This window comes from Bacillus sp. FMQ74 (assembly GCF_001875785.1).
In the GTDB taxonomy this organism is placed as follows: Bacteria; Bacillota; Bacilli; order Bacillales; family Bacillaceae; genus Bacillus; species Bacillus stercoris.
Genome location: NZ_MOEO01000010.1, coordinates 1 through 22,276, shown reverse-complemented (window position 1 = coordinate 22,276; position 22,276 = coordinate 1). Strand labels below are relative to the sequence as shown.

At 41.8% G+C, this 22,276-nt stretch carries 21 protein-coding genes; 9 read left to right on the top strand and 12 right to left on the bottom strand.

Annotated features, from left to right (window positions below):
• Positions 1-21: 21 nt before the first annotated feature.
• Positions 22-228, bottom strand: a complete 207-nt coding sequence (locus BLL41_RS17475) for a DUF951 domain-containing protein (protein WP_003219236.1) — start codon at positions 226-228, stop codon at positions 22-24.
• A 93-nt stretch (positions 229-321) separates the two neighbouring features.
• A complete protein-coding gene (locus tag BLL41_RS17470; protein WP_071578824.1) occupies positions 322-1,338 on the bottom strand; it encodes a YkvI family membrane protein in 1,017 nt (338 codons plus the stop codon).
• A gap of 442 nt (positions 1,339-1,780) precedes the next feature.
• Between BLL41_RS17470 and yyaC the strand changes: the two genes are divergently transcribed.
• Positions 1,781-2,398, top strand: coding sequence for a spore protease YyaC (yyaC, locus tag BLL41_RS17465; protein WP_071578823.1), 618 nt, complete (start codon positions 1,781-1,783; stop codon positions 2,396-2,398).
• A 38-nt stretch (positions 2,399-2,436) separates the two neighbouring features.
• Here yyaC and spo0J read toward each other — a convergent pair whose 3' ends face one another.
• On the bottom strand, positions 2,437-3,285 hold the full coding sequence (gene spo0J / locus BLL41_RS17460; protein ID WP_071578822.1) for a stage 0 sporulation protein Spo0J: 849 nt from the start codon (positions 3,283-3,285) through the stop codon (positions 2,437-2,439).
• Positions 3,278-4,039, bottom strand: a complete 762-nt coding sequence (gene soj, locus BLL41_RS17455; protein ID WP_003219244.1) for a sporulation initiation inhibitor protein Soj — start codon at positions 4,037-4,039, stop codon at positions 3,278-3,280. Before soj ends, spo0J begins: the two co-directional genes overlap by 8 nt.
• Positions 4,040-4,287: 248 nt before the next feature.
• Here soj and BLL41_RS17450 point away from each other — a divergent pair, with 248 nt between their 5' ends.
• A complete protein-coding gene (locus BLL41_RS17450) occupies positions 4,288-4,728 on the top strand; it encodes a PH domain-containing protein (protein ID WP_071578821.1) in 441 nt (146 codons plus the stop codon).
• 50 nt (positions 4,729-4,778) lie between these two features.
• On the opposite strand, the gene noc is transcribed toward BLL41_RS17450, so the two are convergent.
• From noc to rpmH, 8 genes are all read right to left on the bottom strand, one after another.
• Positions 4,779-5,630 (bottom strand): nucleoid occlusion protein, encoded by an 852-nt coding sequence (noc, locus tag BLL41_RS17445; RefSeq protein WP_071578820.1) that lies wholly within the window; start codon positions 5,628-5,630, stop codon positions 4,779-4,781.
• Between the two features lie 121 nt (positions 5,631-5,751).
• Entirely contained in the window at positions 5,752-6,471 is a 720-nt protein-coding gene (gene rsmG / locus BLL41_RS17440; RefSeq protein WP_071578819.1) for a 16S rRNA (guanine(527)-N(7))-methyltransferase RsmG, read from the bottom strand.
• 13 nt (positions 6,472-6,484) lie between these two features.
• On the bottom strand, positions 6,485-8,371 hold the full coding sequence (mnmG, locus tag BLL41_RS17435) for a tRNA uridine-5-carboxymethylaminomethyl(34) synthesis enzyme MnmG (protein WP_014666149.1): 1,887 nt from the start codon (positions 8,369-8,371) through the stop codon (positions 6,485-6,487).
• Positions 8,372-8,391: 20 nt separating this feature from the next.
• The gene (gene mnmE / locus BLL41_RS17430; protein ID WP_071578818.1) at positions 8,392-9,771 is read right to left on the bottom strand and encodes a tRNA uridine-5-carboxymethylaminomethyl(34) synthesis GTPase MnmE; all 1,380 of its coding nucleotides are present in this window, start codon (positions 9,769-9,771) and stop codon (positions 8,392-8,394) included.
• 310 nt (positions 9,772-10,081) lie between these two features.
• Entirely contained in the window at positions 10,082-10,708 is a 627-nt protein-coding gene (jag, locus tag BLL41_RS17425; RefSeq protein WP_071578817.1) for an RNA-binding cell elongation regulator Jag/EloR, read from the bottom strand.
• Positions 10,705-11,490, bottom strand: coding sequence for a YidC family membrane integrase SpoIIIJ (spoIIIJ, locus tag BLL41_RS17420; protein WP_010886648.1), 786 nt, complete (start codon positions 11,488-11,490; stop codon positions 10,705-10,707). The genes jag and spoIIIJ overlap by 4 nt, the downstream gene beginning before the upstream one ends.
• A 144-nt stretch (positions 11,491-11,634) precedes the next feature.
• Positions 11,635-11,985 carry a ribonuclease P protein component gene (rnpA, locus tag BLL41_RS17415; RefSeq protein ID WP_071578816.1) on the bottom strand — a complete coding sequence of 117 codons (351 nt, stop codon included), beginning with the start codon at positions 11,983-11,985 and terminating at the stop codon, positions 11,635-11,637.
• A gap of 151 nt (positions 11,986-12,136) precedes the next feature.
• Entirely contained in the window at positions 12,137-12,271 is a 135-nt protein-coding gene (rpmH, locus tag BLL41_RS17410) for a 50S ribosomal protein L34 (protein WP_003178075.1), read from the bottom strand.
• Positions 12,272-12,897: 626 nt separating this feature from the next.
• Here rpmH and dnaA point away from each other — a divergent pair.
• The 7 genes from dnaA to gyrA all read left to right on the top strand — a co-directional run bounded on the left by dnaA (position 12,898) and on the right by gyrA (position 21,946).
• On the top strand, positions 12,898-14,238 hold the full coding sequence (gene dnaA, locus BLL41_RS17405) for a chromosomal replication initiator protein DnaA (protein ID WP_003242674.1): 1,341 nt from the start codon (positions 12,898-12,900) through the stop codon (positions 14,236-14,238).
• 188 nt (positions 14,239-14,426) lie between these two features.
• Positions 14,427-15,563, top strand: a complete 1,137-nt coding sequence (gene dnaN, locus BLL41_RS17400) for a DNA polymerase III subunit beta (RefSeq protein WP_003242509.1) — start codon at positions 14,427-14,429, stop codon at positions 15,561-15,563.
• A 130-nt stretch (positions 15,564-15,693) separates the two neighbouring features.
• Positions 15,694-15,909, top strand: a complete 216-nt coding sequence (gene rlbA, locus BLL41_RS17395) for a ribosome maturation protein RlbA (protein WP_003219264.1) — start codon at positions 15,694-15,696, stop codon at positions 15,907-15,909.
• Between the two features lie 15 nt (positions 15,910-15,924).
• On the top strand, positions 15,925-17,037 hold the full coding sequence (gene recF, locus BLL41_RS17390) for a DNA replication/repair protein RecF (RefSeq protein ID WP_040081112.1): 1,113 nt from the start codon (positions 15,925-15,927) through the stop codon (positions 17,035-17,037).
• Between the two features lie 17 nt (positions 17,038-17,054).
• Positions 17,055-17,300, top strand: a complete 246-nt coding sequence (gene remB, locus BLL41_RS17385) for an extracellular matrix regulator RemB (protein WP_003219266.1) — start codon at positions 17,055-17,057, stop codon at positions 17,298-17,300.
• 53 nt (positions 17,301-17,353) lie between these two features.
• A complete protein-coding gene (gene gyrB, locus BLL41_RS17380) occupies positions 17,354-19,270 on the top strand; it encodes a DNA topoisomerase (ATP-hydrolyzing) subunit B (RefSeq protein WP_071578815.1) in 1,917 nt (638 codons plus the stop codon).
• Positions 19,271-19,480: 210 nt separating this feature from the next.
• Positions 19,481-21,946: a DNA topoisomerase (ATP-hydrolyzing) subunit A gene (gyrA, locus tag BLL41_RS17375; protein ID WP_071578814.1), complete on the top strand. Its 2,466-nt coding sequence runs from the start codon at positions 19,481-19,483 to the stop codon at positions 21,944-21,946.
• Positions 21,947-22,276 lie beyond the last annotated feature (330 nt).

The following is a 22,276-nucleotide window of genomic DNA, read 5'->3' as shown; positions in this document are numbered from 1 at the left end:
AAAGCATGAGTGTCGGCCTATTTATGAAGTAGGCTCCTCATGCTTGACTAGTACTTTTTTTAGTTTTCTTTCAAATTCTTTTCTCGGAATCATAACACTGTGAGAGCATCCCTCACACTTAATTCGAATATCCATTCCCATGCGTATAATTTTCCAGCTGTTCGCTCCGCATGGATGCGGTTTTTTCATTTCTACGATATCATTCAGGCCAAAGTCTTTATCCGCCAAGACCCTTCACCTCTTTTCATAAACTGCTGTATCTATTGTACAAAAAAACTGATCATAAGAGCAATCAAGATACTTGAAAAGAAATACATCCTCTTATTTCCATTTACTTAGAATAGGGTATAAGAGAAGACAAACTAACAAATACAAATTTAACATCCCGTATATCGGATACAAAAACGCGATCAAATCAGAAAATCCGAAAGAAGTAAAAGGTACCATTAACACTAACAAAATCAACACAATCAACCATCTCGGCATTTGAACAAATCCCATCAGCCGGCTGGACAGCCCCAGCAATCCCGCTACCGTCGTCGTGTAAATGGCCAGACACAGCACCGCCGTCATACATAAAAAAAGGACATAAGGCGCACCCTCCAGAACGGCAAACAGCGGTATTTCAAACTGAGAAAGGGAGCCCGCCAGCTCCACTAACGTTTCATTATAAACAAATGAGATCACGCCAAAAATGAGACCGCTTGCCACACTTGCGATTTTCGCCTCTCCGAGTCCTTTCATCTCTTTCCCGACAGAGGATAAAATCGCAACAACTGAAAGGATGTTTAAAGAGGTAAACGTGATGCTCGCAGGCCAGTTATACTGCTTAGACAAGTCAATCGTCCACGTATGGTGATGTGTGCTCTGAAAAGAGATCAGCGCATATAAAAGCCCCGCTACTAACACAGGAATCAAAATACTATTTATAGACAATATTCCTTTCACATCCCACAAAAACAAACACACTGTCACGGTGCAGATCAGTGCGATTCCCCACCAGAAAGGAAGCTTGTACATCTGCAGGGTCACACCGCCTCCGGCAATCATCACCATAGTCGTCGAAAACAAATAAAAAATGATGAGAACATCATAAATTTTCGCTAGCCATGGCCCCATTAAATGCTCCAGAACCGGCAGAAAATGAGTGGATTGAACCTTAAAACTGATTTTCATCACAATATAAGACGAGAAAATGAACATGATTGTAAACAGCACAATAGCAAGTCCGCTTTCCGCCCCAAAAAACTGCCATATCTCCTGACCGCTCGCATATCCGGCCCCGATTAGGCTCCCTAATATGAGCAGCATCCACTTCATTCCGGCTCTCCACAACATCATCACCTCATAGACAAAGATCAGCTTGTTTCCGTTATTGTTACTATATAAATAAAAGGAAGCAAAAATGCCATATTTTCATAGACATTTGAACACAAGCTGAAATTATCATCCGAAATACTCATAAAAAAAAAGACTGCTGATGCAGGCAGTCTAAAAAATATCATTTTGTGTGCGGAATGAAGGAATGAACCTCATTAACCATTCCTATCTATAAAGTGTTTTGTAAGCAGACCATAGCTTGATCATGATCGAGGCAATAGGGGACAATATTTGTAATTCACCCACTAACCATTCATATCATAACCTCTACTTTTTTAAAATCTCCGGTGTCATACACAAAGCATAAAAAACCGTACTGCTGGATATACTGTAAACAACCTTACATAACGAAACACACTATAGCAATTCTGTTACCTACTATAACAAGGAAGTGAAACCTATGAATCGAAAAGGCGGGCTTTTTTCCTCTCAGGAACGAGTAAAACAATATGTTTCACATACAGATGCAGCTGCAGCAAAGCAAATCCAAACCATTCTCTCTTCATCCTTACGTAAAGCTGCCGGCAAACCAATTGTCGTGGTTTGTATCGGAACAGACCGTTCAACCGGTGATTCATTGGGCCCGCTCGTAGGAATGAAACTCAAACAGATGCAGCTCACCAGATTTCATGTCTACGGAACCTTATCTGACCCCGTCCACGCTGTGAACATGAAGGAAAAAATCAGTGACATTCAAAAATTGCATAAAAACCCATTTATTATAGCGGTCGATGCATGCTTAGGCCGCGTTAAGAGTGTGGGTTCATTTCAAATCGGAGACGGGCCATTAAAGCCTGGAGCCGGTGTGCAAAAAGACCTTCCTGAAGTGGGAGATCTTCATATTAACGGAATCGTGAATGTGAGCGGTTTTATGGAATATTTTGTATTGCAAAATACAAGACTCAACTTGGTCATGAATATGGCCAATGTTCTCGCGGAAGGATTGAGTTTAACAGATCGGACAGAGTGGAGGCAAGAACGCCTTAATCCGCTGCAAAGGCTCACTGGGCGCATATAAAACAAAAACCATCTTCGCATGAAAGATGGTTTCTTCATTTATGATTCCCGTTCAGACAAAAGCTCTAAAATCCGATCAAGATCTTCATTAGAGAAAAATTCAATTTCGATTTTGCCTTTTTTCTTCTGTCTTTTAATATGAACTGTTGTTCCAAAATAATTTTGGAGATAGGATTCCCGTTCTTTTAGAACCGCGTCTTTCACAGGTTCTTTTTTCTTTGTTTCACGTGGAACATTCTGATTTAACTGCTGAATCAGCTGCTCAAGCTGGCGAACATTAAGCTGCTCCGCAATCACTTTTTGTACAAGCGGTTCAAGCTTATTTTTGTTTTTTAAGCCAAGAAGCGTGCGTCCATGTCCCATAGAAAGCGTACCTTCGGCAATAAGCCGCTGAATATTTTCTGGCAGTGTCAGCAGTCTTAAATGATTCGCAATATGCGGTCTGCTTTTCCCAAGACGTTTGGCAAGCTGCTCTTGCGTGAGATCTAAGTGTTTCAGCAAAGAGTCATATGCCTGAGCTTCTTCAAGCGGAGATAAATCTTCGCGCTGAAGGTTTTCTAATAAAGCAATTTCCCTCATTAACGCCTCTGATAATTCACGGACAATCGCGGGAACTGTCTCTAAACCCGCGAGCTTTGCTGCCCGAAAACGCCGTTCCCCCGCAACAATATCATAGCCTTTTAAAGATTTTCTGACGATAAGCGGCTGAAGAATGCCATGCTGCAACACTGAATCTTTAAGTTCAGCTAATGCCTCGTCATCAAAGTGTTTTCTTGGCTGATAAGGATTAGGGCGTAAATCGGCAATTTTAATTTCTTCAACTGTCTCTTCAGACAAATCGACCTGATTAAATAACGCATTAATCCCTTTTCCAAGGCCTTTAGCCATTCGCAGCCACTTCCTTTGCTAAATCTAAATATACTTCCGCACCTCTTGACCGCGGATCGTATAAAATGATGGGTTTTCCGTGACTTGGTGCCTCACTCAGACGGACATTACGTGGAATAACTGTCTTATATACTTTATCTCTAAAATACTTTTTAACCTCTTCAATCACTTGAATGCCGAGATTTGTCCGAGCATCAAGCATTGTCAGCAATACACCTTCAATCATTAAATCAGTATTCAAATGCTTTTGCACAAGACGTACTGTATTTAATAACTGGCTGAGCCCCTCCAAGGCATAATATTCACACTGTACAGGAATCACAACGGAATCCGAGGCAGTAAGAGCATTAATCGTCAGCAGTCCCAATGACGGCGGACAATCAATGATAATGTAATCATAATTTTGCTTTACTGCTTCAAGCGCCCTCTTCAATCTCACTTCTCTTGAGATTGTAGGAACCAGTTCGATCTCAGCCCCGGCAAGCTGAATCGTCGCAGGGATCACGTCCAAGTTCTCGACTGTCGTTGCTTTAATAATATCTATAACATCTGCATCATCTACTAAAATATCGTACACACACTGCTCTACATCGGCTTTTTCAATCCCTAATCCGCTTGTCGCATTTCCCTGCGGATCAATATCTACCAGCAGAACCCTTTTCCCTATGTAAGCCAAACATGCCCCAAGGTTGACAGACGTCGTTGTTTTGCCGACCCCGCCTTTTTGGTTCGTAATTGCTATGATTTTTCCCACGATGTCACCTACTTTCACATGAACATGTACTATCTTGCTTCTATTCTATCAAAAAAAGATTAAAGCGTTTCATTTTTTTCATCATTTTGTTCCGAATCAGAAGGGAAATAATTGAAAATTCAAGCACGCTTTATGCTTTCTCTTATAAATTCTACAATTTCTATGTTTTTTTGACTTAAAAAAGGAATTTCTTAAAGAAAAAAAGAAGAAGTCACAGTAACAGAACGTGGAAACAGGACGGTGAGAAAATGGTTTATCAAACAAAGAGAGATGTACCCGTTACGCTGATGATTGTGTTTCTCATATTACTGATACAAGCAGATGCCATTGTTCCTTTTGTGCTGGGAAATACGAGAGTATCGGGCTGGGTCATTTTTATTCTGCTGACTCTTTTAAATGGACTCATCATATGGAGCTTTATTGATCTGAAATATGTATTGAAGGAGCACCATCTGATTATTAAAGCCGGACTGATCAAACATCAAATTCCTTACGAAAAAATCGATAAAGTGATCCAAAAAAAGAAGCTGTGGTCAGGTTTTCGTCTAATCGGCTCTCGCCACGCCATCACGGTCTACTATCAGGGAGGATGGGGACATGCAGTGATTTCACCGCAAAATACTGAAGAATTTATCCACAAGCTCAAAGGAAAGAATTCTAATATAATAATATTCACTAAAAGTAACTAATTACCTTTTATAACAAATATAAAAAGCTCTCCTGCTTTTCAGGAGAGCTTTTATTTTGGTATGCGAATCGTTAATTGAATATATTCTTCAAATTCTTCTTCTTCCGTATTCAATTTTACACCACTGTCCTCCACCATCGATAGTGACTGGCGAATCGTGTTCATCGCAATTCTTGTATCTCTGCTGAACGCTTTGCGTTTCGGCTTTGGCTTTCTCTGGCCTTGCTCCAGCATTTTCACCACGCGGTCTTCCGTCTGCTTTACATTTAAACTTTTCTCAATAATCTCTGTGAGCAGTGTGACTTGGAGCTCAGGCTGTTTCAGCGGAATCAGCGCTCTGGCATGACGCTCGGTGATTTTCTTCTCCATAATCGCGTCTTGGACTGGCTGAGGCAGCTTTAATAACCGGAGCTTATTCGCGATTGTAGACTGCCCTTTTCCTAAACGCTGTGCGAGTGCCTCCTGTGTTAAATCATGCAGCTCAAGCAGCCTAGCATAAGCATGGGCTTCCTCAATAGAAGACAATTCTTCCCGCTGCAAGTTTTCAATTAACGCCACAGAAGCGGTTTCCGTGTCGGAAAAATCCTTAATAATCGCCGGAATCTTTTCCCACTCAAGCGATTGCACCGCTCTCCAGCGTCTTTCACCTGCAATGAGTTCGTATTGGCCTTCTTCTTCTGTATGCCTAACAACAATCGGCTGAATAATGCCGTGTGTATGAATGGTCATTGCTAACTCTTTGATTTTTTCATCTGAGAAAATGGTGCGTGGCTGAAAACGGTTGGGAACGATAGCATTTACCGGTATTTCCAGAATCTCTTCTTTGTTTGTATCATGTTCAGCAATCTCCGGCTCCTGTTCCTTCTCACCAAGCCCGAAGAAACGAGAGAATGAATGCTTCATGTACCTACACCACCTTTAAAAACTGCCATTTTTATAATTCTATTTTCTCATGGTTTTTCCTGCTATACATCCATCAATTTTGATGAAAATATGATGGTATTGTCATATCAGGCTGTCTAAATTACCCTTCAATTGGCGATTTATTAGGAGTTCCCGGTTTTCTTGGATACTTCTTAGGTGTATTTTTTATCTTGCGTATCACCATAATATTACGATCGCTTTCTTCAATAGGCAGCTTAAAGGAATGGATATTCTCAAGTTCTCCTCCAAGCGTCGTGATTGCTTTTTTGCCTGCATTCAGTTCTTCTTCAGCTGATGCCGCTTTTAAAGCAACAAATAAACCGTTTTTCTTCACCAGAGGCAAGCAAAGCTCACTCAAAACAGATAATCTTGCAACTGCTCGCGCTGTCACAATATCATAGCTTTCCCGCACGTCTTTCCGTTGTCCGAACGTTTCAGCTCTGTCATGGCAGAATGTTGTATGCTCCAATTGCAAAGCTTCAGATAACTTTTCTAAAAACGTGATCCGTTTGTTCAGTGAATCCACGATTGTGACATTGAGGTGCGGAAAACATATTTTTATCGGCAGACTTGGAAAACCCGCTCCCGCTCCAACATCACAAATCGTGTTCACTTGATTGAAATCGACATAGAAAGCAGCTGTAATGGAGTCATAAAAATGCTTAAGATACACTTCTTTTTTCTCTGTAATTGAAGTCAGATTGATTTTTTCGTTCCATTCAACCAGCATGTCGTAATACAGCTCAAATTGCTCCAGCTGACGGGGAGAAAGGGAGATCCCTTTTTCCGCCAAACCGGAAGTGAATTCTTCAATATTCATGCCGTCATCCTTTCTACTCGGCTATCTTCGCAATGCGTCCCTGCTCTAAATACACCAATAGAATTGAAATGTCCGCCGGGTTTACACCGGAAATGCGGGAAGCTTGGGCGACAGACAGAGGACGCACATTTTTCAGCTTTTGACGCGCCTCAGTCGCGATCCCTTTGATTGCGTCATAATCAATTCGATCCGGAATTTTTTTATTTTCCATCTTCTTCAGTTTTTCCACTTGCTGAAGAGATTTTTCAATATATCCTTCATATTTCACTTGGATTTCTACTTGTTCTGCCACGTCTTGAGGAACTGGCACTTCTGGCGGCGCCAGTTTTGTGACTGTTTCATAGTTCATTTCAGGACGTTTCATCAAGTCTGTGCCGCGAACTCCATCTTTCAATTCGCTTCCGCCAAGAGAACGGATATATTCTTGGTTTTCTGGAGACGGCTTGATAATTACAGAATACAGACGTTTTTTCTCCGCTTCGATCGCCGCTTTTTTCTTCTCAAAAGCTGCATACCGCTCATCAGAAATCAATCCAATGCGGTGCCCGATTTCTGTCAGTCGTAAATCAGCATTATCATGGCGAAGAAGCAATCTGTATTCAGCACGCGATGTCAAAAGACGGTACGGCTCATTAGTTCCTTTTGTTACAAGGTCATCAATCAGAACACCAATGTAGGCGTCAGAACGGCTTAGAATCACTTCTTCTTTTCCAAGCGCTTTTCTTCCTGCATTGATTCCCGCCATAATTCCTTGTCCCGCGGCTTCTTCATAACCGGATGTTCCGTTAATTTGGCCTGCAGTGTAAAGGTTGGTGATTTTTTTTGTTTCAAGTGTCGGCCAGAGCTGTGTCGGTACGATTGCATCATACTCGATCGCATAGCCGGCTCTCATCATTTGCACATTTTCAAGTCCAGGAATCGTTGCAAGCATTCTTTGCTGTACGTCTTCTGGAAGGCTTGTAGATAAACCTTGGACATAGACTTCCTGTGTATTTCTGCCTTCCGGCTCAAGGAAGATCTGGTGACGCGGTTTATCATTAAATCGTACTACTTTATCCTCAATGGACGGGCAATATCTTGGGCCAGTACCTTTGATCATACCGGAATACATCGGTGAACGGTGCAGGTTGCTGTCAATAATCTCATGTGTCTCAGGGCTTGTATATGTCAGCCAGCAAGGGAGCTGATCTGTGATATATTCCACTGTTTCATATGAGAAAGCGCGAGGCACTTCGTCACCAGGCTGAATTTCTGTTTTGCTGTAATCAATTGTGTCGCTTTTAACGCGAGGCGGTGTACCTGTTTTAAAACGAACAAGGTCAAAACCAAGTTCCTCCAAATGCTCAGAAAGCTTAATAGAAGGCTGCTGGTTATTCGGGCCGCTTGAGTAAGACAGATCTCCAAGAATGATACGCCCTCTTAAATATGTCCCTGTCGTCATGACAACTGCTTTCGCACGATAGTGTGCGCCGGTTTGTGTAATAACGCCTCGGCATTCGCCGTCTTCAACAATCAGCCGCTCCACAATTCCTTGCAGCAATGTTAAGTTTGGTTCTTTTTCAAGTGTATTTTTCATTTCGTGCTGATATTGGAATTTGTCTGCTTGCGCACGCAATGCACGAACCGCAGGACCTTTTCCTGTATTCAGCATTCTCATTTGAATATGCGTTTTATCGATGTTTCTTCCCATTTCTCCGCCAAGCGCGTCAATTTCGCGGACGACAATCCCTTTTGCGGGGCCGCCGACAGACGGATTACATGGCATAAATGCAACCATATCTAGGTTGATGGTCAAGACAAGCGTTTTGGCGCCTTGGCGTGCAGATGCGAGGGCAGCCTCAACACCGGCATGCCCGGCGCCAATCACAATCACATCGTATTGGCCTGCTTCATACCCCATGATTCTAGTTCCTCCTTTTATTATTTTCCTAAACAGAATTGTGAAAAGAGCTGATCAATTAAGCTTTCGTGGACAGAATCTCCGATGATTTCACCCAAAAGCTCCCAGCATCTTGTAAGGTCGATTTGCACCATGTCGATCGGGACATCCTGTTCGATGCCGCTAAGCGCATCTTCAATGGCACGTTTTGCTTGCTGTAAAATAGAGATATGACGTGTGTTGCTGACATAAGTCAGATCCCCGCTCTCAATGGCACCCGTGTAGAACAGCGATTGAATCGCTTCTTCCAGATCATTGATGCCTTCCTCTTTTAAAAGAGATGTCGTAACAACTGGACGTCCATTGGCAAGTTCACGGACACGCTCAGTGTCAATCTTTGCCTCAAGGTCAGTCTTATTCAAAATCACGATAACGTCCATGCCCTCAACGGCTTCAAAAAGCTTTACATCTTCTTCAGAAAGCTCTTCACTATTATTAAGAACAAGTAAAATCAGGTCCGCTTCCTTTAGAACCTGGCGAGAACGTTCAACGCCGATTCGCTCAACAATGTCCTCTGTTTCGCGAATACCTGCTGTATCAACCAGACGAAGCGGGACGCCTCTTACATTCACGTATTCCTCAATTACATCCCGTGTCGTTCCGGGAATATCGGTTACAATGGCTTTTGCCTCATGAACGAGACTGTTCAGAAGAGATGATTTTCCTACGTTCGGCCGGCCGATAATGACGGTAGAAAGACCTTCACGCAAGATTTTTCCTTGCTCAGAAGTCCTCAACAGCGCCTCAATTTCCTTTTTAACGGCGGTTGCCTTTTCAACTAAAATTTGATGCGTCATTTCCTCTACATCATCATACTCCGGATAATCGATATTCACCTCAACATGAGCCAGTGTTTCTAAAATCTCACTGCGCAAACGGCGCACCAAAGCAGAAAGACGCCCTTCCATTTGATTCATAGCAACGTTCATTGCCCGGTCCGTTTTCGCTCTGATTAAGTCCATAACCGCTTCAGCCTGTGAAAGATCGATTCGCCCGTTTAAAAACGCACGTTTCGTAAATTCGCCAGGCTCTGCCAGTCTCGCTCCCTCTCTCAATGCGAGCTGAAGCACTTGGTTCACAGTCACAATTCCCCCGTGACAGTTAATCTCGATAACATCTTCTCGTGTAAAAGTTCTCGGCGCTTTTAACACTGATACCATTACTTCCTCAACGACACGATCTGAAGGTCTGTCTACGATATGACCATAATGAATCGTATGTGATTCAACCGAGCTGAGTGTTTTCCCCTTCGGTCCTTTATAAATTTTATCTGCGATTTGAATGGCTTCTGGTCCGCTCAACCGTACAATCGCAATCGCGCCTTCTCCCATCGGTGTGGAAATTGCCGCAATTGTATCCATGCTGTTCACCTCTCTTTACTTATGTTTCATCTATATAAAAAAATTTTTATTATGCCAAAACTAAAAGATAACATAGTTTGGTTCGAAGTGGAAGATGTGTTATCCACAGAAATAGAAATTCGTCCCTTATTACTTTAACTTATCCACATGTGAATAACAATTAATTTTATTTCCTGAACTTCCTTTTTATCAACAGGATACACCTAAAAAGAAAAAACTTAAACGACAAAACCCTGATATTACTAGAAAAAGTAGCTTTTTCACATATAAAAAAACCGAAATCCGATTTTTACCGGACTTCGGTTTTATGCTATTTTTTATGGGAAATAACGAGATGGCGATTTTCGCCTTCACCCATTGAATATGTTTTGATCTGGTGGTTTGCATATCCAGAAAGAGTATCATGAATAACTTTTCTTTCACTGGATGGCATAGGCTCAAGCTTGATTGCTTTTTTCGTTTTCAAAACCTGATCAGCAAGCCTGATGGCCAGCTGGCTCAGTGTTTCTTTTCTTTTCAAACGATAGTTTTCTGCATCCACCGTCACATTTTTATATTGGCCTGGATAACGGTTAAGGACAAGCTGTGTCAATGTTTCAAGAGCATTTAAGGTTTGCCCTCTTTTCCCAATCAACAATGCCGTTTTTTCACCTGTTATATGGAATCTCACTGCCTTTTTACTTTCTTGAACAGTCACATCAGACTTCCCGGCAATGGCTTCGGCGATCGTTTGAAGATAAGACTTCGCTTGCTGAATCGGATCAATCTTTTCAACTAGCTTGACGACCGCCGGCTTTTTACCGAAAATACCGAGAAACCCTTTGTGTCCCTCTTCAATCACAGTAATTTCTACTTTATTCCTCGTTAATCCCAGCTCTTGCAATCCGGATTGTACTGCTTCATCGACATTTCGCCCTGCAGCAGTCACATTCCTCACTTTTTCTTTCCTCCGGCTTTTTGCGGCTCAGGATTTTTTTTAATATCAGGCCCTTTAATGAGGAAAGTTTGCGCAATCATAAACAAGTTACCGACTACCCAATAAAGAGAAAGAGCCGCCGGGAAGTTGATCGCAAATACGATAATCATAATTGGCATAATCCAGAGCATCATGGCCATTTGCGGATTTTGCTGCGCATTGCCCGCCATCATCAGTTTTTGCTGAACAAATGTAGCAACACCGGCAACGATAGGAAGAATATAGTAGGGATCCTTTTCTCCTAAGTCAAACCATAAGAAGCTATGCTCTGAAATCGCCTGTGTTCTCATGATCGCATGATAGAATCCAATTAAAATCGGCATCTGGATCAAAATCGGGAAACATCCCGCCAATGGATTAACACCATGCTTTTGGAATAAAGCCATTGTTTCCTGCTGAAGCTTTTGCTGTGTTTTTTGATCCTTTGAGCTGTATTTTTCTTTCAGCTTTTGCATTTCCGGCTGTAAAGCCTGCATCGCTTTCGAACTTCTCAGCTGCTTAATCATCAGCGGTAAAATTAATAAACGAATTAAAATGGTAACAAGAATTATTGAAAGTCCGTAGTTATCTCCCGTCAATTTCGCTACATACGTAATGAGCTCAGACAATGGATATACTACGTACTTGTCCCAGAAATGCGGACTATCTGCAGTGATCGGCTCTTTCACACTCGAGCATCCAGCCAAAAGCATGAATACGCCAACCATACTTAATAGCAACCCTATTCTCCTTTTCAACAACATTTCCTCCTATAATTAATCTTTACACTCTTTTATTGCAAAGCATACTTGTATGTATTTTAGCATCTTTCAGTTTTAAATGGTGTCTTTTTCTGATCAACCAGAAAGGAAGCGCTTTTAAAAGTTGTAAGAAAGCAGTGGTGATGCCTACTTTGACGAAGATTTCTTATATAATGAAGACTTTCTGAATAGATGCTGGAGGCTTTTTTTCGTTTCCTCATATGTCAGCTGGTTCGCCGGTTTTCTGGCAATAATGATGTAGTCCTTTTCCTTCAATCTCTCTTTCTCTTCAAGAAAGGCCTGCCGAATCAAACGTTTGATCCGATTTCGCATCACAGCATTGCCAATTTTTTTGCTGACGGAAAGCCCGACACGCAGCTCATCATTTTCAGGCTGATCAAGCGTATATAAGACAAACTGGCGGTTTGCAACTGATGTCCCGTGTTTAAACACTTTTTGAAAATCTTCATTTTTCTTTAAACGATTTCGCTTCTTCAAATGACTCACTCCGATACTGGCTGGCAGAAACTTTTAAAATTTATTATGAAAATGAGATGCATTTGAACCAGGAAGCATGCCCCGGTTCATTACGCATCACATCTATCTTTTCCCATAACGTGAAAAAAGACCACTGACATTATTCAGTGGCCTAAGCTGATAATACTTTTCTGCCTTTGCGGCGACGGCGTGCTAAAACTAGACGACCGTTTTTTGAACTCATACGGCTTCTGAAGCCATGAACTTTGCTGCGTTTACGGTTATTCGGTTGGAATGTTCTTTTCATTTATGACACCTCCCTCGAGGAATAGCTGTTAAAGACAGTCTTACTTATTATATTTGCGTTACCTATTCATTGTCAACTTTACTAGTGCTTTTATTTCTTGCAACCATAATAGGATACCATACCTTTTCAACTTTCGAAACCTTATTTTTTAGATTCCTTAATTTAACGAAAAAAAGACAAATCCAAACAATTTGCCCCTAAAATCCCGCGTGTGGATATCTTTTTCGACTTTTTTTAATATCCACAAAGGTTATCGACAACATTTTCACATTACCAACCCCTGTGGACAATATTTTTTCAACAGGTTGTCCGCTTTGTGGATAAGATTGTGACAACCATTGCAAGCTCTCGTTTATTTTGGTATTATATTTGTGTTTTAACTCTTGATTACTAATCTTGCCTTTCCTCTTTATCCACAAAGTGTGGATAAGTTGTGGATTGATTTCACACAGCTTGTGTAGAAGGTTGTCCACAAGTTGTGAAATTTGTCGAAAAGCTATTTATCTACTATATTATATGTTTTCAACATTTAATGTGTACGAATGGTAAGCGCCATTTGCTCTTTTTTTGTGTTCTATAACAGAGAAAGACGCCATTTTCTATGAAAAGGAGGGACGTGCCGGAAGATGGAAAATATATTAGACCTGTGGAACCAAGCCCTTGCTCAAATCGAAAAAAAGTTGAGCAAACCGAGTTTTGAGACTTGGATGAAGTCAACCAAAGCCCACTCACTGCAAGGAGATACATTAACGATCACGGCTCCCAATGAATTTGCCAGAGACTGGCTGGAGTCCAGATACTTGCATCTGATTGCAGATACCATATATGAATTAACCGGGGAAGAATTGAGCATTAAGTTTGTCATTCCTCAAAATCAAGATGTTGAGGACTTTATGCCGAAACCGCAAGTCAAAAAAGCGGTCAAAGAAGATACATCTGATTTTCCTCAAAATATGCTCAATCCTAAATATACTTTTGATACTTTTGTCATCGGATCTGGAAACCGATTTGCACACGCTGCTTCCCTCGCAGTAGCGGAAGCACCCGCGAAAGCTTACAACCCTTTATTTATCTATGGGGGCGTCGGCTTAGGGAAAACACACTTAATGCATGCGATCGGTCATTATGTAATAGATCATAATCCTTCTGCCAAAGTGGTTTATCTGTCTTCTGAGAAATTTACAAACGAATTCATCAACTCTATCCGAGATAATAAAGCCGTCGACTTCCGCAATCGCTATCGAAATGTTGATGTGCTTTTGATAGATGATATTCAATTTTTAGCGGGGAAAGAACAAACCCAGGAAGAATTTTTCCATACATTTAACACATTGCACGAAGAAAGCAAACAAATCGTCATTTCAAGTGACCGGCCTCCAAAGGAAATTCCGACACTTGAAGACAGATTGCGCTCACGTTTTGAATGGGGCCTGATTACAGATATCACGCCGCCTGATCTGGAAACGAGAATTGCGATTTTAAGAAAAAAGGCCAAAGCAGAGGGCCTCGATATTCCAAACGAGGTTATGCTTTACATCGCGAATCAAATCGACAGCAATATTCGGGAACTCGAAGGCGCATTAATCAGAGTTGTTGCTTACTCGTCTTTAATTAATAAAGATATTAATGCTGATCTGGCCGCTGAGGCGCTGAAAGATATTATTCCTTCCTCAAAACCTAAAGTCATTACGATAAAAGAAATTCAGAGGGTAGTAGGCCAGCAATTTAATATTAAACTCGAGGATTTCAAAGCAAAAAAACGGACAAAGTCAGTAGCTTTTCCGCGTCAAATCGCCATGTACTTATCAAGGGAAATGACTGATTCCTCTCTTCCTAAAATCGGCGAAGAGTTTGGAGGACGTGATCATACAACCGTTATTCATGCGCATGAAAAAATTTCAAAACTGCTGGCAGATGACGAACAGCTTCAGCAGCATGTAAAAGAAATTAAAGAACAGCTTAAATAGCAGGACCGGGGATCAATCGGGGAAAGTGTGAATAACTTTTCGGAAGTCATACACAGTCTGTCCACATGTGGATAGGCTGTGTTTCCTGTCTTTTTCACAACTTATCCACAAATCCACAGGCCCTACTATTACTTCTACTATTTTTTAAAAATATATATATTAATACATTATCCGTTAGGAGGATAAAAATGAAATTCACGATTCAAAAAGATCGTCTTGTTGAAAGTGTCCAAGATGTATTAAAAGCAGTTTCATCCAGAACTACGATTCCTATTCTGACTGGTATTAAAATTGTTGCATCTGATGATGGCGTATCCTTTACAGGAAGTGATTCAGATATATCTATTGAATCCTTCATTCCAAAAGAAGAAGGAGATAAAGAAATTGTCACTATCGAACAACCCGGAAGCATCGTTTTGCAAGCTCGCTTTTTTAGCGAAATTGTAAAAAAACTGCCGATGGCAACTGTAGAAATCGAAGTACAAAATCAGTATTTGACGATTATTCGTTCTGGTAAAGCTGAATTTAATCTAAACGGACTGGATGCTGATGAGTATCCTCACTTGCCGCAGATTGAAGAACATCATGCGATTCAGATTCCAACTGATTTGTTAAAAAATTTAATCAGACAAACGGTATTCGCAGTGTCCACCTCAGAAACACGTCCTATCTTGACAGGTGTAAACTGGAAAGTGGAGCAAAGTGAATTATTATGCACGGCGACGGATAGTCACCGTCTTGCATTAAGAAAAGCGAAACTTGATATTCCAGAAGACAGATCTTATAACGTCGTGATTCCGGGAAAAAGTTTAACTGAACTCAGCAAGATTTTGGATGACAATCAGGAACTCGTAGATATCGTCATCACAGAAACCCAAGTTCTGTTTAAAGCGAAAAACGTCTTATTCTTCTCACGCCTTCTGGACGGAAATTATCCAGACACAACCAGTCTGATTCCGCAAGACAGCAAAACAGAAATCATTGTGAACACAAAAGAATTCCTTCAGGCCATTGATCGTGCATCCCTTTTAGCCAGAGAGGGACGCAACAACGTGGTAAAGCTGTCCGCAAAACCGGCTGAATCCATTGAAATTTCTTCTAATTCCCCTGAAATCGGTAAAGTTGTGGAAGCAATTGTTGCGGATCAAATTGAGGGTGAGGAATTAAATATCTCTTTTAGTCCAAAATATATGCTGGATGCACTAAAGGTGCTTGAAGGAGCAGAAATACGCGTAAGCTTTACAGGTGCAATGAGACCTTTCCTAATTCGCACGCCGAATGATGAAACGATTGTACAGCTTATCCTTCCTGTCAGAACCTATTAATCCGATACACTGCTGCCGACCCGTCGGCAGCTTTTCTATTCGGTAACTGCTCCGACAAGTTTTCCCTTTCCCTAATTCGTTTTTTTTTAGTACAATTAGATATTAGTGATATTTGAAAGAGGTCGATATAATGGCAAATCCGATTTCAATTGATACAGAGATGATTACACTCGGACAATTCTTAAAATTAGCCGATGTGATTCAGTCTGGCGGTATGGCGAAGTGGTTTTTAAGCGAGCATGAAGTGCTTGTGAACAACGAGCCGGACAACCGCCGAGGCAGAAAGCTGTATGTTGGAGATGTGGTAGAGATTGAAGGATTTGGTTCATTTCAAGTCGTCAATTAAAGCGGGTGACACTGATTGTATATCCAGAACTTAGAACTGACATCTTACCGCAACTACGACCATGCTGAACTTCAATTTGAAAATAAAGTAAATGTGATCATCGGTGAAAACGCCCAGGGGAAGACAAACCTCATGGAGGCGATCTATGTCTTGTCCATGGCGAAATCGCACAGGACATCAAATGACAAAGAACTTATACGGTGGGACAAAGACTATGCTAAAATAGAGGGAAGAGTGATGAAGCAAAACGGGGCGATCCCGATGCAGCTCGTCATCTCCAAAAAAGGTAAAAAGGGCAAGGTCAATCATATTGAACAGCAAAAGCTCAGCCAGTATGTCGGGGCCCTCAACACCATTATGTTTGCGCCGGAAGATTTAAATCTTGTAAAGGGAAGCCCTCAAGTGAGAAGGCGGTTTCTTGACATGGAAATCGGACAGGTTTCTCCCGTCTACCTTCATGACCTTTCTCTTTACCAGAAAATCCTTTCCCAGCGGAATCATTTTTTGAAACAGCTGCAAACAAGAAAACAAACAGACCGGACGATGCTCGATGTTTTGACCGATCAGCTTGTGGAAGTTGCAGCAAAAGTCGTCGTAAAACGCCTGCAGTTTACAGCACAGCTTGAAAAATGGGCGCAGCCCGTTCATGCAGGCATCTCAAGAGGGCTTGAAGAACTGACCTTGAAGTACCATACAGCTCTTGATGTATCAGATCCCGTAGACTTGTCGAAAATAGGAGATAGCTATCAAGAAGCGTTTTCTAAATTAAGAGAAAAAGAAATTGAGCGCGGTGTTACTTTGTCAGGGCCTCATCGTGACGATGTCCTTTTCTATGTGAACGGACGCGATGTGCAGACGTATGGTTCTCAAGGACAGCAGCGAACAACGGCGTTGTCCCTTAAGCTGGCGGAGATTGACCTGATCCATGAAGAAATCGGAGAATATCCCATTTTACTATTGGATGATGTACTGAGTGAACTGGATGATTATCGCCAGTCGCACTTGCTTCATACGATCCAAGGCCGTGTACAAACGTTTGTCACAACGACAAGCGTTGATGGCATTGATCACGAAACCTTACGTCAAGCAGGAATGTTCCGTGTGCAAAATGGTGCGTTAGTGAAGTGAAGAAATGAGGTGAGCAATTGTATATTCATTTAGGTGATGACTTTGTGGTTTCAACAAGAGATATTGTCGGCATTTTTGACTTTAAAGCCAACATGTCGCCTATTGTTGAAGAATTTCTGAAAAAACAGAAACACAAGGTGGTGCCTTCCGTAAACGGCACGCCCAAATCTATCGTAGTCACGGTTCAGAATATATATTACTCTCCCTTATCTTCCAGCACATTAAAAAAACGTGCGCAATTTATGTTTGAAATAGATTCTTAGAAATTTTTATCACGAATATATCGTTTAGAAAAGTGTAGGTGAATGACGTGGCTATGGAACAGCAGCAAAACAGTTATGATGAAAATCAGATACAGGTATTAGAAGGATTGGAAGCTGTTCGTAAAAGACCGGGGATGTATATCGGCTCGACAAACAGCAAAGGCCTTCACCACCTGGTATGGGAAATTGTCGACAATAGTATTGACGAAGCCCTCGCCGGTTATTGTACAGATATCAATATCCAAATCGAAAAAGACAACAGTATCACGGTTGTAGATAATGGCCGCGGTATTCCAGTCGGTATTCATGAAAAAATGGGCCGTCCTGCGGTAGAAGTCATTATGACGGTGCTTCATGCCGGAGGGAAATTTGACGGAAGCGGCTATAAAGTATCCGGAGGATTACACGGTGTAGGTGCGTCGGTCGTAAACGCACTATCAACAGAGCTTGATGTGACGGTTCACCGTGACGGTAAAATTCATCGCCAAATCTATAAACGCGGAGTTCCGGTTTCAGACCTTGAAATCATTGGCGAAACGGATCATACAGGAACGACGACACATTTTGTCCCGGATCCTGAAATTTTCACAGAAACAACTGAGTATGATTATGATCTGCTTGCCAACCGCGTGCGTGAATTAGCCTTTTTGACAAAGGGCGTAAACATCACGATAGAAGATAAACGTGAAGGGCAAGAGCGCAAAAACGAGTACCATTACGAAGGCGGAATTAAAAGTTATGTAGAGTATTTAAACCGTTCTAAAGAAGTTGTCCATGAAGAGCCGATTTACATTGAAGGCGAAAAGGACGGCATTACGGTTGAAGTGGCTTTACAATATAATGACAGCTACACAAGCAACATTTACTCGTTTACGAACAACATTAACACGTACGAAGGCGGTACCCATGAAGCTGGCTTCAAAACGGGCCTGACTCGTGTTATCAACGACTATGCCAGAAAAAAAGGGCTTATTAAAGAAAATGACCCTAACTTAAGCGGAGATGATGTAAGAGAAGGGCTGACTGCGATTATTTCAATCAAACACCCTGATCCGCAGTTTGAGGGCCAAACGAAAACAAAGCTAGGCAACTCAGAAGCGCGGACCATCACTGATACGTTATTTTCTGCGGCAATGGAAACATTTATGCTGGAAAATCCAGATGCGGCCAAAAAAATTGTCGATAAAGGTTTAATGGCGGCAAGAGCTAGAATGGCTGCGAAAAAAGCGCGTGAACTTACACGCCGCAAGAGCGCTTTGGAAATTTCAAACCTTCCCGGTAAGCTAGCGGACTGCTCTTCGAAAGATCCGAGCATTTCCGAGTTATATATCGTAGAGGGTGACTCTGCCGGTGGATCTGCTAAACAAGGACGCGACAGACATTTCCAAGCTATTTTGCCGCTTAGAGGTAAAATCTTGAACGTTGAAAAAGCAAGATTGGACAAGATCCTTTCTAACAACGAAGTTCGCTCTATGATCACAGCACTTGGCACAGGTATCGGGGAAGATTTCAATCTAGAGAAAGCCCGTTACCATAAAGTTGTCATTATGACAGATGCCGATGTTGACGGCGCGCACATCAGAACACTGCTGTTAACGTTCTTTTACAGATATATGCGCCAAATTATCGAAAATGGCTATGTGTATATTGCACAACCGCCTCTCTACAAGGTTCAACAAGGGAAACGTGTTGAATATGCGTACAATGACAAGGAGCTTGAAGACTTGTTAAAAACGCTTCCTCAAACACCTAAGCCTGGATTGCAGCGTTACAAAGGTCTTGGTGAAATGAATGCCACCCAGCTATGGGAGACAACCATGGATCCTAGCTCTAGAACACTGCTTCAGGTAACTCTTGAAGATGCAATGGATGCGGATGAGACATTCGAAATGCTGATGGGCGACAAAGTAGAACCGCGCCGTAACTTCATAGAAGCAAATGCGAGATACGTTAAAAATCTTGACATCTAATCATAAAAAGCCTTATTTCCAATAAGAAATAAGGCTTTTTTCTGAATAAGATCAGATGCAGCAATGCTTGCAATACCTATATATTCTAGCAATTTAATGTGTATAATCATAAGTTTATTGATATAATGGAGAATAGTGAAATCGTATTGAAGGTCATAATGGACAATCTACTCCCACATATTTCATGTGATACTTCAGGGAGGTTTTTTAATGAGTGAACAAAACACACCACAAGTTCGTGAAATAAATATCAGTCAGGAAATGCGTACGTCCTTTTTGGATTATGCAATGAGCGTTATCGTGTCCCGTGCTCTTCCGGATGTTCGTGACGGTTTAAAACCGGTTCATAGACGGATTTTATATGCAATGAATGATCTAGGCATGACCAGTGACAAGCCTTATAAAAAATCCGCGCGTATCGTTGGAGAAGTTATCGGGAAATACCACCCGCACGGTGATTCAGCGGTATATGAATCCATGGTCAGAATGGCTCAGGATTTCAACTACCGTTATATGCTCGTTGACGGTCACGGAAACTTCGGTTCTGTTGACGGGGACTCAGCGGCTGCCATGCGTTATACAGAAGCAAGAATGTCTAAAATCTCGATGGAAATTCTTCGAGACATCACAAAAGACACAATCGATTATCAGGACAACTATGACGGTTCAGAAAGAGAACCTGTCGTTATGCCTTCGAGGTTCCCAAATCTGCTCGTGAACGGTGCTGCCGGCATTGCGGTAGGTATGGCAACAAACATTCCTCCGCACCAGCTGGGGGAAATCATTGACGGTGTACTTGCTGTCAGTGAGAATCCGGACATTACAATTCCAGAGCTTATGGAAGTCATTCCAGGCCCTGATTTCCCGACTGCGGGTCAAATCTTGGGACGAAGCGGTATACGGAAAGCATACGAATCTGGCCGAGGCTCTATTACGATTCGGGCAAAAGCTGAGATCGAACAAACATCTTCAGGTAAAGAAAGAATTATTGTTACAGAGTTACCTTACCAAGTAAATAAGGCGAAATTAATCGAGAAAATTGCTGATCTCGTTAGGGATAAAAAGATAGAGGGCATCACGGATCTGCGTGATGAGTCAGATCGTACAGGTATGAGAATTGTCATTGAAATTAGACGTGATGCTAATGCAAATGTCATCTTAAACAATCTGTACAAACAAACTGCTCTACAAACATCTTTTGGTATCAACTTGCTTGCACTTGTTGATGGTCAGCCGAAAGTTTTAACTCTTAAGCAATGCCTGGAGTATTACCTTGACCATCAAAAAGTCGTAATCAGACGCCGTACTGCTTATGAATTGCGTAAAGCGGAAGCGAGAGCTCACATCCTGGAAGGCTTGAGAGTTGCTCTGGATCATCTCGATGCAGTTATTTCCCTTATCCGTAATTCTCAAACGGCTGAAATTGCGAGAACAGGTTTAATTGAACAATTCTCACTGACAGAGAAGCAAGCACAAGCGATCCTTGATATGAGGCTCCAGCGTTTAACAGGACTGGAACGTGAAAAGATCGAAGAAGAATACCAATCTCTTGTTAAATTAATTGCAGAGCTAAAAGACATCTTGGCAAATGAATATAAAGTGCTTGAGATTATTCGTGAAGAACTCATGGAAATCAAAGAGCGTTTTAACGATGAAAGACGTACTGAGATCGTCACTTCTGGACTCGAGACAATTGAAGATGAGGATCTCATTGAGAGAGAAAATATCGTCGTCACTCTGACACACAACGGGTACATCAAACGTCTTCCTGCATCAACTTATCGCAGTCAAAAACGAGGCGGTAAAGGTGTACAGGGAATGGGAACAAACGAAGATGATTTCGTTGAGCATTTGATCTCTACGTCAACTCATGACACGATTCTCTTCTTCTCAAACAAGGGGAAAGTGTATCGTGCAAAAGGGTATGAAATCCCTGAATACGGCAGAACGGCAAAAGGAATCCCGATTATTAACCTGCTTGAAGTAGAAAAGGGTGAGTGGATCAACGCGATTATTCCAGTCACGGAATTCAATGCAGAGCTTTACCTTTTCTTCACAACAAAGCACGGGGTTTCAAAACGAACTTCGCTGTCTCAATTCGCTAATATCCGCAACAATGGTCTAATCGCTTTGAGTCTTCGTGAGGATGATGAACTGATGGGTGTACGTCTGACTGATGGTACAAAACAAATCATCATCGGAACGAAAAACGGTTTACTGATCCGTTTCCCTGAAACAGATGTCCGGGAGATGGGAAGAACTGCGGCAGGCGTAAAAGGCATCACCCTGACAGATGACGACGTTGTTGTCGGCATGGAGATATTAGAGGAAGAATCACACGTCCTTATCGTAACTGAAAAAGGGTACGGAAAACGGACTCCGGCTGAAGAGTACAGAACCCAAAGCCGGGGCGGAAAAGGGCTTAAAACAGCAAAAATCACCGAGAACAACGGCCAACTAGTAGCAGTGAAAGCTACTAAAGGTGAAGAGGATCTAATGATTATTACAGCCAGCGGTGTACTCATCAGAATGGACATCAATGATATCTCAATCACCGGACGTGTCACTCAAGGTGTGCGTCTCATCAGAATGGCAGAAGAAGAACATGTTGCTACAGTGGCTTTAGTAGAGAAAAACGAAGAAGATGAGAATGAAGAAGAACAAGAAGAAGTGTGAGAAAAAGCGCAGCTGAAATAGCTGCGCTTTTTTGTTTCATACCTCTTTACAGTCTTAAAAATTATGGTATAATCATTTTTGTTGTCTTTTAAAAGACGCAAACGTAGCAATTATTACTAGTAAAAACTTTTTCAAAAAAGTGTTGACCTAGTTAACTAAAAATGTTACTATTAAGTAGTCGCTTCGAGAGAAGTACGCAAAGTTCTTTGAAAACTAAACAAGACAAAACGTACCTGTTAATTCATTTTTATAAATCGCACAGCGATGTGCGTAGTCAGTCAAACTACTTTATCGGAGAGTTTGATCCTGGCTCAGGACGAACGCTGGCGG